Here is a 15858-nt window from a genome sequence, read left to right as displayed (position 1 = left end):
GGTTTGGCCTCCGGATGGGCCGTCAGGCCAGCGAGCCCTTCGTCGAGGGAACGCGGCCTGCCTGGCGGGGGTCGATCTCGGTCGCGGTTCTCAGCACGCGCGCGACGGCCTTGAAGCAGGTCTCGGCGATGTGATGGTTGTTCGCGCCGTAGATGTTCTGGATGTGCAGGGTGATGCCGGCGTGCTGGGCGAGAGCCTGGAAGAACTCGCGCACCAACTCTGTGTCGAAGGTGCCGATCTTCGGCGCGGAGAACGCGACGTTCCAGACGAGGAACGGCCGGCCGGAGACGTCGACGGCGGCCCGCGTCATCGTCTCGTCCATGGCGAGATCGAGCGAGGCGTAGCGGGTGATGCCGCGCCGGTCGCCGAGCGCTTTCGCAATGGCCTGGCCGATGGCGATGCCGGTGTCCTCGACGGTGTGGTGGTCGTCGACGTGGAGGTCGCCCTCGGTCCTGATCTCCATGTCGATCAGCGAATGGCGCGAGAGCTGGTCCAGCATATGGTCGAAGAAGCCGACGCCCGTCGAGATCGTCGACGTGCCGGTGCCGTCGATGTCGACGGTGACGGAAACGGCGGTCTCGTTCGTCTTGCGCGAAACGCTGGCTTTGCGGCTCATGGTTTTCTCCGGGGTTCTCCGGCCTGCTGACGCCGCTCCATAACAGGGTGCGCCGCAAAACGCCAGCGTGTCGGCGGTCCTTTGCAATTGCCGGCGGGCCGCCTACATAGGGGTCGACGAAGCCGCCCCGCGGGGGTGGCATCCCGCCCGGCAACGGGCCCTGAAGGTATGTCATGAGTGAACACGATCCCTATGCGACGATGCATGCCACGACCATCATCACGGTCCGCAAGGACGGCAAGGTGGTGATGGCGGGCGACGGCCAGGTGAGCCTCGGCCAGACGATCATGAAGGGCAACGCGCGAAAGGTCCGACGCCTCGCCAAGGGCGACGTGATCGCCGGCTTCGCGGGCGCGACGGCCGACGCCTTCACGCTGCTGGAACGGCTGGAGTCGAAACTGGAGCAATATCCCGACCAGCTCATGCGCGCGGCCGTGGAGCTCGCCAAGGACTGGCGCACCGACCGGTATCTCCGCCGGCTGGAGGCGATGATGCTCGTCGCCGACAAGTCCGTCACGCTGGCGCTCACCGGCAACGGCGACGTGCTGGAGCCCGAGCACGGCACGATGGCGATCGGCTCCGGCGGCAACTATGCCTATGCGGCCGCCCGCGCGCTGATGGACACGGACAAGTCGGCCGAGGAGATCGCCCGGCGCGCCATGCAGATCGCCGGCGACATCTGCGTCTACACCAATCACAATGTCGTCGTCGAAACGCTCGACGCCGACCGCTGACGCCGCGATGCCCGGGCCGTCCGGCCGGGTGCCGCGGACAAGATGAAGGACTGATACGGGACGGCCCGGCGCCGACGATGGCCCGGGACCGTTGCCAGAAACGGAAAGCCCATGTCCAATTTCTCCCCCCGCGAGATCGTCTCCGAGCTCGACCGCTACATCATCGGCCAGAAGGACGCCAAGCGCGCCGTGGCGATCGCGCTGCGCAACCGCTGGCGCCGCCACCAGCTGTCGCCGGACCTGCGCGACGAGGTGATGCCGAAGAACATCCTGATGATCGGCCCGACCGGCGTCGGCAAGACGGAGATCTCGCGCCGCCTCGCCAAGCTCGCCGGCGCGCCCTTCGTCAAGGTCGAGGCGACCAAGTTCACCGAGGTCGGCTATGTCGGCCGCGACGTCGAGCAGATCGTGCGCGACCTCGTCGAGGTCGGCATCGCGCTGGTGCGCGACAGGAAGCGCGCCGAGGTGACGGCCAAGGCCCATGCGAATGCCGAGGAGCGGGTGCTCGACGCGCTGGTCGGCGCCACCGCCTCGCCCGCCACGCGCGACAGCTTCCGCAAGAAGCTGCGCAACAACGAGCTCGACGACAAGGAGATCGAGATCGACGTCGCCGATACCGGCGGCGGCATGCCCGGCTTCGAGATCCCCGGCATGCCGGGCGCCAATATCGGCGTGCTGAACCTCTCCGAGATGTTCGGCAAGGCGATGGGCGGGCGCACGAAGAAGGTGAAGACGACGGTCAAGGACAGCTACAAGATCCTGATCGACGACGAATCCGACAAGCTCCTCGACAATGAGCAGATCCAGCGCGAGGCCGTCCGCTCGGCCGAGAACGACGGCATCGTCTTCATCGACGAGATCGACAAGATCGCCGCCCGCGACGGCGGGCTCGGTGCCGGCGTCTCGCGCGAGGGCGTGCAGCGCGACCTGCTGCCGCTGGTCGAGGGCACGACGGTCGCCACCAAGTACGGGCCGGTGAAGACGGACCATATCCTCTTCATCGCCTCCGGCGCCTTCCATGTCTCCAAGCCCTCCGACCTCCTGCCGGAGCTGCAGGGCCGCCTGCCGATCCGCGTCGAGCTGCGCGCGCTGACGAAGGAGGATTTCCGCCGCATCCTGACGGAGACCGAGGCGAGCCTCATCCGCCAGTACAAGGCGCTGATGGAGACGGAGAAGGTCGAGCTCGACTTCACCGAGGACGCGATCGACGCGCTCGCCGACGTCGCCGTTCAGCTCAACGCCAGCGTCGAGAACATCGGTGCGCGGCGCCTGCAGACGGTGATGGAGCGGGTGCTCGACGAGATCTCCTTCGAGGCGCCGGACAAGTCCGGCGACCGGCTCGTCATCGATGCGGACTATGTCCGCAAGCATGTCGGCGCGCTTGCCGCCAACACGGACCTGTCGCGCTACATTCTGTGACGTTTCGGCACCGGTGGCCGCGCTTGCGGCCGCCGGTCGCCGTTTTCGCGCCTTCCCGCCCTCGACAGGCCGGCCCCTGCCGTGCTTCGGCATGATTCCGACACGATTGGATTGCATCGATCGGCGCGATTCGCCGATATCGTTAAGACGGGAACGCAGACCGTGCGACAGTTCTCCCTGATGCTTGCCCTCGCGGCGGCCCTCCTGCTTCACGGCCAGACCCTCGCGGCGGCCGCCGAGCTCGTGCCGCCCGGCAACCGCAACGCCGAGCAGCCGCAGGTTCCGGGCGCCTCCGTGCGCCGCACCAAGGCGGGCAAGACCTCCTTCGACGCGAAATACGAGAAGGTGCGCGACCTGCTCGCCACCGACCGGGCGCTGATGGGCAAGATCCGCAAGGTCGCGGGCCAGTACGGCATCGACCCGATCCACATGGTCGGCGCGATCGTCGGCGAGCACACCTACAATGTCGACGCCTACGACCGGCTGCAGAGCTACTACGTCAAGGCCGCGTCCTATGCCGGCAATTTCCGCTTCGCCTATGACGGCGAATCGATCGGCGATTTCGTCGGCCGGCCGGAATTTGCGAAATGCGCGGAGAAGACGGGCTCCTATGCGCTGTGGACCTGCCGCGAGACCGTCTGGAACAGGCAGTTCAAGGGCAAGAGCGTCGGCGGCACCGCCTTCCCGAACAACCGTTTCAGCGCGGTCTTCTTCCAGCCTTTCTATGCCGGGCAGACCTTCGGCCTCGGCCAGATCAACCCGCTGACCGCGCTGACGCTCACCGACGACGTGGCGCGCGTCTCCGGCTACGATCGGCTCGACGAGAACGACGCGGCCGGCGTCTACAAGGCGATCATGGACCCGGACATCTCGCTTGCCTACATGGCCGCCTCGATCAAGCGCTCCATCGACGCCTACCGCAGGATCGCCGGCGTTGACATCTCCCGCAATCCCGGCATCACCGCCACGCTCTACAATCTCGGCAATCCGGACGCCCGCGCCGCCGCCTTCGCCGCCCGCCGCGCGTCGGGCGAGGCGACCTGGCCGGAGGAGAACTACTACGGCTGGCTGGTCAACGACCGGCTCGACGAGCTGAAGGGCCTGCTCTGAGCGCATCAGGCGCAACTCTCCGCCGCTTTCCCCTTCTCCCCGCCGGGGAGAAGGTGGCCCGGAGGGCCGGATGAGGGGGTGGAACACAGCTTTTCGACCCTGATTTCGCTTGGCGAGCGTCCCCCCTCTCATCCCGCTGCCGCGAAAACGAAACCCCTACCGCGCCGGCATGGACGGCGCCGGCTCGTCGGCGCGCTTCTTCGATTTCTTGATCGACTTGATCGCCGCGCAGGTGGCCTCGCCGGCGTTCTCGCAGGGCTTGTAGATGACGATCTCGCTGCCGCTGCCGTCGTCCCAGACGGCCTGCACGGCGACCGTCTCGGCCTCGCCGGGCTTCAGCGAAATGTAGATATATTCGTTCGTGTCGTCTGCCGGCAGGTTGAAGGGCAGCTGCGGGTCGCACGTGCCGAGCGGCAGCCGCCGGTCGAGCGCGTCGGAATTGATCGAGTAGCGCACCTCCGACAGCCGGCAGTGCATGGTCTGCAGCGCCGTGAAATAGACGAGCTGCTTGCCGGCGAAATCGCGGAACTGGATCCAGCCCGTCTGCTTGTTGGCGTCGAGCATCGCCTTGTAGATCGAGACGTCCGGGATCTGCGGCCGGTATTCCTCCTCGTCGTCCTCCTGCGCGGCGGCCGGGCCGGTGACGGCGAGGAGGAGAAAGAGGACGAGCGCGAGCCGATGCTTTCCGCCGAAATCCATCGAAATCCTCCCGATCCCACGCCGGATGTCGCCGGCGGAACGATGGCCTTTGCCTCTGACATGCAATAACACCATCGGCGGGCCGGTTTGAAAAGGCCCGCCTGCAAGTTGGAAGACATATCGTGACGGATCAGTTGTTGCTCGGCATCGATACCGGCGGAACCTATACGGACGCCGTTCTCTACAGCGAAACGGCGGGCGTCGTCGCCCGCGCCAAGGCTCTCACCACCCGATACGACCTCGCCGTCGGCATTTCCGGCGCCGTCGAGGCGGTGCTGGAGGAGGCCGGGGCGGCGATCTCGTCGATCGCGCTGGTCTCGCTTTCCACCACGCTCGCCACCAATGCGCTGGTGGAGGGGCAGGGCGGCCGCGCCGGCCTCGTCATGGTCGGCTTCGGCCCCGAGGACCTGAAGCGCGACGGGCTCGCCGACGCGCTCGGCAACGACCCCGTCCTGTTCCTGCCCGGCGGCCACGACGTCCACGGCAACGAGCGCACGCTCGACATGACGGCGCTGGACGAAGCGCTGCCGGAGTTGTCGCGCACGGTCTCCTCCTTCGCCGTCGCCGGCTATTTCGCCGTGCGCAACCCCGCCCACGAGGAACGGGTGCGCGAGCGCATCCGCGCCGTCTCGCAGCTCCCCGTGACCTGCAGCCATGAGCTCACCTCGAAGCTCGGCGGCCCGCGCCGGGCGCTGACGACGCTGCTCAACGCCCGGCTCGTCTCGATGATCGACCGGCTGATCGGCGCCTGCGAGGACTATCTCGACCGGCGCGGCATCCATGTGCCGATGATGGTGGTGCGCGGCGACGGCGCGCTGATCGCCGCCGCCGAGGCGCGGCTGAGGCCGATCGAGACCATCCTGTCGGGACCGGCGGCGAGCCTCGTCGGCGCGCGTCATCTGACCGGCCTCGACGACGCCGTCGTCTCCGATATCGGCGGTACCACCACCGACGTCGCCGTGCTCGACGGCGGCCGGCCGAAGCTCGACGCCGAGGGCGCCGTGGTCGGCGGCTACCGCACGATGGTCGAGGCCGTCGCCATGCGCACCTACGGGCTCGGCGGCGATTCGGAGGTGCGCATCGGCGACCGCGGCCTGAAGGCGAGCCTCGACCTCGGACCCCGGCGCTTCCTGCCGCTGAGCCTCGCCTCCGCGCAGCATCCGGGCGCGATCGTGCCGGTGCTGGAGCGCCAGCTCCGCTCGCCCCATGCCGGGCGCCACGACGGCCGCTTCGCGGTGCGCACCGGCGTGCCGGAGCGGCTGGCGAGCGGCCTGCTGGCGCAGGAGCAGGCGCTCTACGAGCGGATCGGCGCCGTGCCGCTGCCGCTCGACGGGCTGCTGATGAGCACGCTGCAGCGGGCGACGCTCGACCGTCTCGTCGCCCGCGGCCTCGTCCATATCTGCGCCATCACCCCCTCCGACGCGCTGCACGTGCTGGGCGGCCAGGAACAGTGGGACGCCGAGGCCGCCCGCCTCGGCCTCGAACTCGCCGCGCGCATGAAGGACGGCTCCGGCCGGCCGATCGCCGACGGCGCGGAAGGGCTCGCGCGCCGCATCGTCGACCGGCTCACCCGCCAGTCGTCCGACGTGATCCTCGCCGCCTGTCTCGCCGACGACGGCATCGGTGCGGCCGGCCCCGCCAATGCGCTCTTCGTCGACCATGCGCTTCACCGCCTGCCCGGCATCGTGCAGTTCCGCGTCAGCCTCGACCGGCCGCTGGTCGGCCTCGGCGCCTCGGCGCCGGTCTACTATCCCGATATCGCCGGGATGCTGGGCGCACGCTCGGTGATCCCGGAGGACGCCGGCGTCGCCAATGCCGTCGGCGCCGTCGTCGGCCAGGTGCGCGCCGCCGTCACCGTCTTCGTCACCATGCCGGAGGAGGGCATCTTCTTCGTCGGCGGGGCGGGCGACAGCGTGCGGCTGACCGAGGAGGAGGCCGCCTTCTCGCTCGCCCGCGAACGGGCGCTCTCCGCCGCCCTCCATGCCGCGCGCGCCAATGGCGCCGACGAGCCGGTCGTCACCCTTGCCGAGGAGGTGGATGCGCCGGAGATCGAGGGGCGGCGCAAGCTGATCGAGGCCCGCTTCACCGCGACGGCGAGCGGGCGGCCGCGCATAGCCAGCGATGCATAGTCCGCTATCTTCTTCGCGGCGGAACAAATTCTTTGAACCATTGCCGGATTGACGGGGTATGAAAGCTCTGGAAAGTGGCACTATCCGCGATCACTCCCTCCCCACATCCGGAGTCCATTGAAAATGACCTATCTCGACAAGGCCGGCCTCAGGGTCGACAGCGCGCTCCACGATTTCATCGTCGACGAGGCCCTCCCGGGCACCGGCGTCGATGCCGGGACCTTCTTCCGGGAATTCTCCGCGATCGTGCACGACCTCTCCCCCGAGAACCGGGCACTCATCGACAAGCGCGACCGTTTCCAGGAACAGCTCGATGCCTGGTACCGCGAGAACGGCGCGCCGACGGACCTTGCCGCCTACGAGGCCTTCCTGCGCGAGATCGGCTACATCCTGCCCGAGGGCGAGGCCTTCTCGGTCACCACCGCCAATGTCGACCCGGAGATCGCCGAGATCGCCGGCCCGCAGCTCGTCGTCCCCGTCATGAACGCACGCTATGCGCTGAATGCCGCCAACGCCCGCTGGGGCTCGCTCTACGACGCGCTCTACGGCACGGACGCGCTCGGCGATCTGCCGGGCGGCAGCGGCTACGATCCGGCGCGCGGCGCCCGCGTGGTCGCCTTCGCCAAGGACTTCCTCGATACCAGCATCCCGCTTGCCGCCGGCAAATGGGCCGACGCGACCGGTTTCGACTACGAGAACGGCGCCCTGTTCGTCGAGACGGCGGCCGGCCGCACCGGTCTTGCCGATCCGGCCCAGTATGCCGGGTTCAGGCGCGAGAGCGACACCGCCTTCCGTCTCTATTTCAGGACGAACAACCTCCACACCCTGGTCTTCGTCGATCCGGACAGCCTGATCGGCAAGGACGATCCCGCGGGCATCGCCGATGTCGGCCTCGAAGCGGCGATCACCACGATCATGGACTGCGAGGATTCGGTCGCCGCCGTCGATGCGGCCGACAAGGTCGCGGTCTACCGCAACTGGCTCGGCCTGATGAAGGGCGACCTTACCGAGGCGGTCACGAAGAACGGCAAGACCTTCACCCGCAGGCTTTCCGGCGACGTGGCGTTCACCGGGCCGGACGGGTCGCCCGTCTCGCTGCCGGGCCGCTCGCTGATGCTGGTGCGCAACGTCGGCCACCTGATGATCAACCCGGCCGTGCTCGACCGCGACGGCGCCGAGGTGCCGGAAGGCATCATGGACGCCATGGTCACGGCGCTGATCGCGCTGCACGACATCGGCCCGAACGGCCGGCGGAAGAACTCGCGCGCCGGCTCCATGTATGTCGTCAAGCCGAAGATGCACGGTCCCGAGGAGGTCGCCTTCGCGGCAAAACTGTTCGGCCGCGTCGAGAAGGCGCTCGGCATGGCGGAAAACACGATGAAGATGGGCATCATGGACGAGGAGCGCCGCACCACGGTCAACCTCAAGGAATGCATCCGCGCGGCGAAGGCGCGCGTCGTCTTCATCAACACCGGCTTCCTCGACCGCACCGGCGACGAGATCCACACCTCGATGGAAGCGGGGCCGATGATCCGCAAGGGCGACATGAAGCAGGCCGCCTGGATTTCGGCCTACGAGAACTGGAACGTCGACATCGGCCTCGAATGCGGCCTTTCCGGCCACGCGCAGATCGGCAAGGGCATGTGGGCGATGCCCGACCTGATGGCGGCCATGCTGGAGCAGAAGATCGTCCATCCGAAGGCCGGCGCCAACACCGCCTGGGTGCCTTCGCCGACGGCCGCGACGCTGCATGCGACGCACTATCACAAGGTCGACGTCGCCGCGGTGCAGGCCTCGCTTCGCTCGCGTGCGCGGGCGAAGCTCGCCGACATCCTCTCCGTGCCGGTCGCGGTCAGGCCGAACTGGACGCCGGAGGAGATCCAGCGCGAGCTCGACAACAATGCCCAGGGCATCCTCGGCTACGTCGTGCGCTGGATCGACCAGGGCGTCGGCTGCTCGAAGGTGCCGGACATCAACGATGTCGGCCTGATGGAGGACCGCGCGACGCTGCGCATCTCCGCCCAGCACATGGCGAACTGGCTGCACCACGGCGTCGTCACGCGCGAGCAGGTCGTCGAGACGATGAAGCGGATGGCCGCGGTCGTCGACGGCCAGAACGCGGGCGATCCGGCCTACCGGCCGATGGCCGCCGATTTCGACGGCTCCGTCGCCTTCCAGGCCGCCCTCGATCTCGTGCTCAAGGGCCGCGAGCAGCCGAACGGCTATACCGAGCCGGTGCTGCACCGCCGCCGCCTGGAACTGAAGGCGAGGGGCTGAGGAGGCATTTCCGCCCCGCATCCGCCTGCCGGCACCGTCTCCCCGCAAGCGGGGAGAAGGGATATGCCGCACCGGCTTCGGATCGCGGGATGAGGAACGGCATCAACGACGAAGGGCCGCCGGAAGCCATCCGGCGGCCCTTCGGATCTTTCCCTCGCGAGCCTCTTACTGCTGGACGATGACGCGGGCGTTCTTGCCCGGGCGCACGCGGCTGTAGAGGTCGATGATGTCCTGGTTCATCAGGCGGATGCAGCCCGAGGAGGCGGCGGTGCCGATCGAGGACCATTCCGGCGTGCCGTGCAGGCGGAACAGCGTGTCCTGGCCCTTCTCGTTGAAGAGATAGAGGGCGCGCGCGCCGAGCGGGTTCTTCAGGCCCGGACCCATGCCTTCCTTGACGTAGCGGGCGACCTCCGGCTTGCGGGCGGCCATCTCTTCCGGCGGATGCCAGGTCGGCCATTCCTGCTTCCAGGCGATATAGGCCTCGCCCTCCCAGGCAAAGCCCTGCTTGCCGACGCCGATGCCATAGCGCACGGCCTTGCCGCCGGGCAGCACGTAGTAGAGGAAGCGGTTCGGCGTGTTGACGATGATCGTGCCCGGCCTTTCCTTGGTCTTGTAGTCGACGATCTGCCGGTGGAACTTGGTGTTCACGCGGTTGATCGGGATCGCCGGCAGGGCATAGCCGTTGTCCTCGACGGCGCCATATTCCGAGGTGAAGATCGCGTTGGTCGCGACTTTCTCGCCGGGCGCACCGGTCGAGGAGGACGAGCAGCCTGCGAGCGTGACGGCTGCTGCGAGGCCGCACAGAAGGAGGGCATTGCGGAGGCGCATGGGGTTCTCTTGGGTATCAAGGGATTAAGAAGTTCCGTGACGCAGAACTTTCATCGATCATGGTTTATTTTCGATTAAACCGGGCAATGCAAGTGCGCGCGCCATGGCGGGAGCGTGCGCGGAAGCAAAAAGCGGGGGGATTGTTTTTTTGCAACAACAATCCGCGAAAGCCAGTCGCTTGGCACCCGTCCGCTCCCATGCCAAGCACGCCGTCCGCCGCCGTTCAACGGTCTTGACGGCCCGTCTTGCGGCTGCCGCACAGAAACCGCGTTGCACGGTTAACGAATCCCTTACAATGCGATTCGGGGAGACCAGCCGGAATGACCATCGTTTCGATCCACAACGACAACCCGCTTCTGGACGGCCGCCAGTCGGACCGCGCCATGCTGGTGCGCCGCGGCGTGCAGCGCATGCTCGCCGAGATGCGCCATGCGGTGCTGCCGGAGCTGACGCTTGCGGGCGGCCGGCGCGCCGACCTCATCAGCCTGTCCGACAAGGGGGAGATCTGGATCGTCGAGATCAAGACGTCGATCGAGGATTTCCGGGTGGACCGCAAATGGCCGGACTATCGCCGCCATTGCGACCGGCTGTTCTTCGCCACCCACAGGGACGTGCCGCTCGACATCTTCCCGGAGGATTGCGGGCTGATGCTCTCCGACGGCTACGGCGCGCATATCCTGCGCGAGGCGCCGGAACACAGGCTCGCCGCGCCGACGCGCAAGAGCGTGACCTTCGCCTTCGCCCGGGTCTCCGCCGGCCGCCTGCTTCTGGCGGAGCTCGCCATGGACCCGCGGCGCGACGGCCCGGACATCGCCTCGATCGTCTCGGGCAGCCGCGACGCGCCGGCATGAGGAGAGGCAATTGCTATGGAATGCGGAGCGTGCCTTTTTCTCCTTCTCCCCGCCGGGGAGAAGGTCGCGGCAGCGGGATGAGGGGACGCCGCAGGCAAGGCCTCGGCACATCCCACCCCCTCATCCGACCCTTCGGGCCACCTTCTCCCGGCGGGGAGAAGGAGAAATGAGGCGTGGCGCTTTATTTCGGCGCGCGCTTGGCGAGGATGCGCTGCAGCGTGCGGCGGTGCATGTTGAGCCGGCGGGCGGTCTCGGAGACGTTGCGTTCGCACATCTCGTAGACGCGCTGGATGTGCTCCCAGCGCACCCGGTCCGCCGACATCGGGTTTTCCGGCAGCTCCACCTTCTCGCCGGGCCGCTGCGTCAGCGCGGCGAAGATGTCGTCGGCATCGGCGGGCTTGGCGAGATAGTCGACGGCGCCGAGCTTCACGGCCGTCACGGCGGTGGCGATGTTGCCGTAGCCCGTCAGCATGATGATGCGCGTGTCGTCGCGCCGCTGGCGGATGGCGGAGATCACGTCGAGCCCGCTGCCGTCGCCGAGCCTGAGGTCGACCACCGCATATTTCGGCGCCTTGGCCTTGGCCTTGGCGATGCCTTCGGCCGCCGATTCGGCCGTGTCCACCGCAAAGCCCCGCGTCTCCATCGCCCGGGCGAGCCGTCGCAGGAACGGCCCGTCGTCGTCGACGATCAGGAGCGAGCGGTCCGGGCCGATGCCGTCGCCGTTGTCCGTTTCATCCGCTGCCGTGCCGGTTTCGCTCATCGTATCCCGCCATCTTTCCTGTTTTCGCTTCGCGACAGCTTATCGCCTGTTAATTATGGCGGGTAAAGTCATTTTGCCACCTTCGCCTCCATCCGCGCGCGCGGCCAGTCGACCGTGACCCGTGCGCCGGGCGTGGCGCCGGTGCGGTTGGCGAACGTCAATTTGGCGCCGGAGCGCTCGAGCAGTGTCTTGGCGATGAAGAGGCCGAGGCCGAGCCCGCCCGCCCGGTCGTCGCGCTGGCGCTTGGTGACGTAGGGATCGCCGATGCGCTGCAGGATGTCGGGCGCGTAGCCGTCGCCGTCGTCCTCGATGACGATCCGCACCCGCTCGCCCGCATGGCTCACCGTCACGGTCACCTCCTCGCGGGCATGGTCGACGGCGTTTTCGAGCAGATTGCCGAGGCCGTAGAGGATGCCGGGATTGCGGTTGCCGACGGGCTCGCCCGCCCGCCCGTCCGTCTCCACCAGGCGGATGCGGATGCCGAACTCGCGGTGCGGCGCCGTCACCTCCTCCAGCAGCGAGGAGAGCGGCAGGAGCCGCATGTGCGCCTCGTCCTCCGTCGACAGCGTGGTGAGCCGGCGCAGGATGTCGCGGCAGCGCTCGCTCTGGCTGCGCAGGAGCTGCACGTCCTCGCCGAAGCGCTCGTCGTTGCCGAGGTCGCGCTCCATCTCCTTCGCCACGACGCTGATCGTCGCGAGCGGCGTGCCGAGCTCGTGCGCGGCGGCGGCCGCAAGGCCGTCGAGCTGGGAGAGGTGCTTCTCGCGCTGGAGCACGAGCTCGGTCGCCGCCAGCGCGTCGGAAAGCTCCGCCGCCTCCTGCGAGACGCGATAGGAATAGAAGGCGGCGAAGGCCGTGGTGCAGACGATCGCGACCCACAGCCCCGCCGTCAGGACCGGCGGCACCACGAGCACGGCGCCGGGAAACCAGGGCAGCGGGAAGGGCGTGAAGGCGAGCGCCGTGATGCCGGCGAAGGAGAGCAGGCCGAGCGTCAGGCTGTAGCGTACCGGCTGCAGCGAGGAGGAGACGATCACCGGCACGCAGACGAGCAGCGCGAAGGGATTGGCAAGCCCGCCCGTGATGAAGAGCAGCGCCACGAGCTGGCCGAGGTCGAAGGCGAGCAGCGCGAAGGCGGCCGCCGGCGTCAGCCGGTGCGCAGGGGGGAAGCGCACGGCGAGGAAGAAATTGACGCCCGCCAGCAGCGCGATCAGCACGGCGGCCGGCACGACCGGCAGCGGAAAGTCGAGCCAGAAGGCGACGACGATGACCGCGATCGACTGGCCCGCGACGGCGAGCCAGCGCAGGCGGATGAGCGTCTCGAGGCGCAGGCGCCGGCCGGAAGCCTCGAGGTCGATAGGATGGTAGCCCGCCATGGTTCGTCCTTTCCTGGGCAGTTCCGGCAAGCCGCGGAACGCGGCTTTGCGGGACTTGCGTGACTGCGACAAGGATAGAGCGCTTCCGCGATTCGGAGAAAAGCGGAAATGCTCCATCCGTCAGGTGCCGCGCGGCTTGGCGCGCGTCGTGGGGCTTGCCGCGGCCGGGTCCTCCGGCCAGGGATGTTTCGGATAGCGCCCGCGCATGTCCGCCCGCACGTCGCGCCAGGAGCCGGCCCAGAAGCTCGGCAGGTCGCGAGTGGTCTGGATCGGGCGGTGGGCGGGCGAGGTGAGTTCCAGCAGCAGCGGCAGCCGTCCGCCGCCGATCGCCGGATGGTTCTTGAGGCCATACAGCTCCTGCACGCGGATCGACAGCACCGGCTCGTCGCCGTCGTAGCGGATCGGGTGGCGCTGGCCGGTCGGCGCCTCGAAATGGGTGGGCGCGAGCCGCGCCAGCTCGCGCTGCGCCGCGTGCGGGGCGAGCGCCATCAGCCCGTCGCGCAGGCTCGCCTGGGAAACGTCGTCCAGGCCGCGCGTCTCCGCCTGGAACGGCTCGAACCAGTCGGCAAGCCGTGCCAGCAGCGCCTCGTCGCTCACGTCCGGCCAGGGTGCGCCGATCGAGCGGTGGAGGAAGCCGATCCGGTCGCGCAACTGCGCTGTCTCCTTGCCGAAGGAGAGCGCCTGCAGCCCGAGCTGGCGCACGCCCTCGGCAAGCGCCCGCGCCGCCGCCGGCCCGGCCGGCCGCGGCAGGGGCGTCTCCTCCAGGATCATCGCGCCGAGGCGCACGACCCGGCGGGCGCGGACCTGGCGGCTCGCCCTGTCGAAGACGCATTGCTCCTCGCGCACGATATCGCCGGCAAGCTCCTTCTCCACCGTGGCGCGGTCGATCTCCGCCGCCGCGAGGATGCGCTGCCGCCCGGCCTGCCCGGTGAGGTCGGCGACGACGATCATCGCGCTGCCCGCAAGCCGCTCGGTCTCAGGCAGTTCCGCGCCGCGTCCGTTCGCCATCACGAACCGCCCGCGCCCGCCGCGCTGCAGGGCGACGCGGTCGGGAAAGGCGTGGAGCAGCAGCGCCCCGGCCGTCGTCCCGCCCGCGCCCCGCTTGCCGCTTCGCCCGGCGCCCTCGGCCATGCGTGCGGCGAGCCTCCGCGCCGCCTCCGCGCGCTCGCCCCGCTCCGATCCGAACCGCCGCAGCCGCTCCTCCAGGTCGATCGCGGTGCCGCCGAGCCCCTGCTCGGTCAAGAGCACGGCAAGCCGCGCCGCCGCGCCGCCGTCGCCCTCGTCCGCCGCGCGGATCACCATGGCGGCAAGCCGGGGCGGCAGTGCCAGGTCGCGGATGCGCCGGCCGAGCGGCGTCAGCGCGCCCGCGCCGTCGAGCGCGCCGAGGAGCCGCAGCAGGTTGCGCGCCTCCTCCACCGCGGCGGCCGGCGGCTGGTCGACAAGCCGGAGTGCGGCCGGATCGCTCACCCCCCAATGGGCGAGGTCGAGCAGGAAGCCGGACAGGTCGCTGGACAGGATCTGCGGCGGCGTGAAGGCGGGAAGCGCCGCCGTCTGCCCGGCATGCCAGAGGCGGATGGCGATGCCCGGCTCCGTGCGCCCCGCGCGGCCGGCGCGCTGGTCGGCCGAGGCGCGCGAGACGCGCACGGTCTCCAGCCGGGTGATCCCCGTCGCCGCCTCGAAGACGGGCAGGCGCTGCAGGCCGCTGTCGACGACGATGCGCACGCCGTCGATGGTGATCGAGGTCTCGGCGATCGACGTGGCGAGCACGATCTTGCGCGTGCCGGGTGCTGCCGGCCGGATCGCCGCGTCCTGCTCGCGCTGGCCGAGATTGCCGTAGAGCGGCACGATGGCGGTATCCGCGCCGACCCGGCCCGTGAGCCGCTCCGCCGTGCGCAGGATCTCCCCCTGTCCCGGCAGGAAGGCGAGGATCGATCCCGTCTCGCCGCGATGCGCCTCCAGGATGGCGCGCGCCATGCTCTCCTCGATCCGCTCGCCGGCGGGCCGGTCGCGGTGGACGATCTCGACGGGGAAGCTGCGGCCCTCGCTCGCGATCACCGGCGGATCGCCGAGCAAGGCCGCCACCCGCTCGACGTCGAGCGTCGCCGACATGACGAGGATGCGCAGGTCCTCGCGCAGCGCCGCCTGCACGTCGAGCGCCAGCGCCAGCCCGAAATCCGCGTCGAGCGACCGCTCGTGGAACTCGTCGAAGAGCACGGCCGCGACGCCGGCAAGCTCCGGATCGTCGAGGATCATGCGGGCGAACACGCCCTCCGTCACCACCTCGATCCGCGTCCTCGCCGAGACGCGGCTGTCGAGCCGCATGCGGTAGCCGACCGTCTCGCCGACCCGTTCGCCGAGCAGGTCGGCCATCCGGTTCGCCGCCGCCCGCGCGGCGAGCCGCCGCGGCTCGAGCAGGATGATCCGGCCGTCGCCGCGCCAGGGCGCGTCGAGCAGGAAGAGCGGCACGAGCGTCGTCTTGCCCGCCCCCGGCGGCGCCGACAGCACCGCGCAGGCGCCTGCCGCGAGCGCGGCGCCGAGCGGGCCGAGCGCCGCGCTCACGGGCAGGTGCGGCAGGGCGGGCCGGCCGGTCATGCCGCCGGCCTGCGGCCCGTGCGGCGGGACGGGAATCGTTCGAGGGCTGGCATCTGTCGCTCCGGTCTCAGGTCCCGCCTGAATATCGCGCCGCGGCGGGCGCGAAAAGGGGTGCGGCCGCCGCCGGAGACGGCGGGCCGATTTTACCGTTTGGACAAGATTTTTCGCACTCTTTCCCGCCGAAGCCGGATCACCCGCAGGCATTGTCTTTTGATTTCAAGAGGATAAAGGAATTTTCGCATTTCTCGCTCTTGCCTGTTGACGTCTACCTTTTGGTGGGCTTATAACGCCGCTCATCGACGAGGGCGGTGGCGCTTCTGGCGGCATTTGACTTTGCGTTGAGGTTTCCGGAAGGGGCTGGGAGAATTTGGCCGGACTTTGGTCCGGGTCGGTTTGCTGCCTTGTCCGGGTGAACGACGATTTGGTGTCGTTAGTTATTTGACAATTGAAGATTGAGAAGAAAGAGAAACGTG

General features: G+C 69.0%; 12 protein-coding genes. 6 read left to right on the top strand and 6 right to left on the bottom strand.

Annotated features, from left to right (window positions below; all coding sequences use genetic code 11):
- Nucleotides 1–22 precede the first annotated feature (22 nt).
- Nucleotides 23–616 carry an imidazoleglycerol-phosphate dehydratase HisB gene (gene hisB, locus NNZ72_RS02935; protein ID WP_257312505.1) on the bottom strand — a complete coding sequence of 198 codons (594 nt, stop codon included), beginning with the start codon at nucleotides 614–616 and terminating at the stop codon, nucleotides 23–25.
- 173 nt (nucleotides 617–789) lie between these two features.
- Here hisB and hslV point away from each other — a divergent pair, with 173 nt between their 5' ends.
- From hslV to NNZ72_RS02920, 3 genes are all read left to right on the top strand, one after another.
- Entirely contained in the window at nucleotides 790–1350 is a 561-nt protein-coding gene (gene hslV / locus NNZ72_RS02930) for an ATP-dependent protease subunit HslV (RefSeq protein ID WP_257312502.1), read from the top strand.
- Nucleotides 1351–1461: 111 nt separating this feature from the next.
- Nucleotides 1462–2769, top strand: a complete 1308-nt coding sequence (hslU, locus tag NNZ72_RS02925) for an ATP-dependent protease ATPase subunit HslU (RefSeq protein WP_257312498.1) — start codon at nucleotides 1462–1464, stop codon at nucleotides 2767–2769.
- A gap of 180 nt (nucleotides 2770–2949) precedes the next feature.
- Complete coding sequence (locus NNZ72_RS02920) at nucleotides 2950–3879, top strand: DUF1402 family protein (RefSeq protein ID WP_257313097.1); 930 nt, start codon at nucleotides 2950–2952, stop codon at nucleotides 3877–3879.
- Between the two features lie 156 nt (nucleotides 3880–4035).
- Here the strand turns inward: NNZ72_RS02920 and NNZ72_RS02915 are convergent, their stop codons facing one another.
- Nucleotides 4036–4578, bottom strand: coding sequence for a hypothetical protein (locus NNZ72_RS02915; protein ID WP_257312495.1), 543 nt, complete (start codon nucleotides 4576–4578; stop codon nucleotides 4036–4038).
- Between the two features lie 122 nt (nucleotides 4579–4700).
- Between NNZ72_RS02915 and NNZ72_RS02910 the strand changes: the two genes are divergently transcribed.
- A complete protein-coding gene (locus tag NNZ72_RS02910; protein ID WP_257312493.1) occupies nucleotides 4701–6707 on the top strand; it encodes a hydantoinase/oxoprolinase N-terminal domain-containing protein in 2007 nt (668 codons plus the stop codon).
- A 123-nt stretch (nucleotides 6708–6830) separates the two neighbouring features.
- Nucleotides 6831–8984, top strand: a complete 2154-nt coding sequence (locus NNZ72_RS02905; RefSeq protein WP_257312490.1) for a malate synthase G — start codon at nucleotides 6831–6833, stop codon at nucleotides 8982–8984.
- Between the two features lie 165 nt (nucleotides 8985–9149).
- Here NNZ72_RS02905 and NNZ72_RS02900 read toward each other — a convergent pair whose 3' ends face one another.
- Nucleotides 9150–9812, bottom strand: a complete 663-nt coding sequence (locus tag NNZ72_RS02900) for a L,D-transpeptidase (protein ID WP_257312487.1) — start codon at nucleotides 9810–9812, stop codon at nucleotides 9150–9152.
- Nucleotides 9813–10132: 320 nt separating this feature from the next.
- Between NNZ72_RS02900 and NNZ72_RS02895 the strand changes: the two genes are divergently transcribed.
- On the top strand, nucleotides 10133–10663 hold the full coding sequence (locus tag NNZ72_RS02895) for an MmcB family DNA repair protein (RefSeq protein WP_257312485.1): 531 nt from the start codon (nucleotides 10133–10135) through the stop codon (nucleotides 10661–10663).
- 181 nt (nucleotides 10664–10844) lie between these two features.
- Here NNZ72_RS02895 and NNZ72_RS02890 read toward each other — a convergent pair whose 3' ends face one another.
- The 3 genes from NNZ72_RS02890 to hrpB all read right to left on the bottom strand — a co-directional run bounded on the left by NNZ72_RS02890 (nucleotide 10845) and on the right by hrpB (nucleotide 15385).
- Complete coding sequence (locus NNZ72_RS02890; RefSeq protein WP_257312484.1) at nucleotides 10845–11423, bottom strand: ActR/PrrA/RegA family redox response regulator transcription factor; 579 nt, start codon at nucleotides 11421–11423, stop codon at nucleotides 10845–10847.
- Nucleotides 11424–11491: 68 nt separating this feature from the next.
- Nucleotides 11492–12793 carry an ActS/PrrB/RegB family redox-sensitive histidine kinase gene (locus NNZ72_RS02885; RefSeq protein WP_257312482.1) on the bottom strand — a complete coding sequence of 434 codons (1302 nt, stop codon included), beginning with the start codon at nucleotides 12791–12793 and terminating at the stop codon, nucleotides 11492–11494.
- A 120-nt stretch (nucleotides 12794–12913) separates the two neighbouring features.
- Nucleotides 12914–15385: an ATP-dependent helicase HrpB gene (gene hrpB, locus NNZ72_RS02880; protein ID WP_257312480.1), complete on the bottom strand. Its 2472-nt coding sequence runs from the start codon at nucleotides 15383–15385 to the stop codon at nucleotides 12914–12916.
- Between the last annotated feature and the right edge of the window lie 473 nt (nucleotides 15386–15858).

The sequence above is a fragment of the Shinella pollutisoli genome, assembly GCF_024609765.1.
Classification (GTDB): domain Bacteria; phylum Pseudomonadota; class Alphaproteobacteria; order Rhizobiales; family Rhizobiaceae; genus Shinella; species Shinella pollutisoli.
This window is presented reverse-complemented; position numbering and strand designations above follow the sequence as displayed.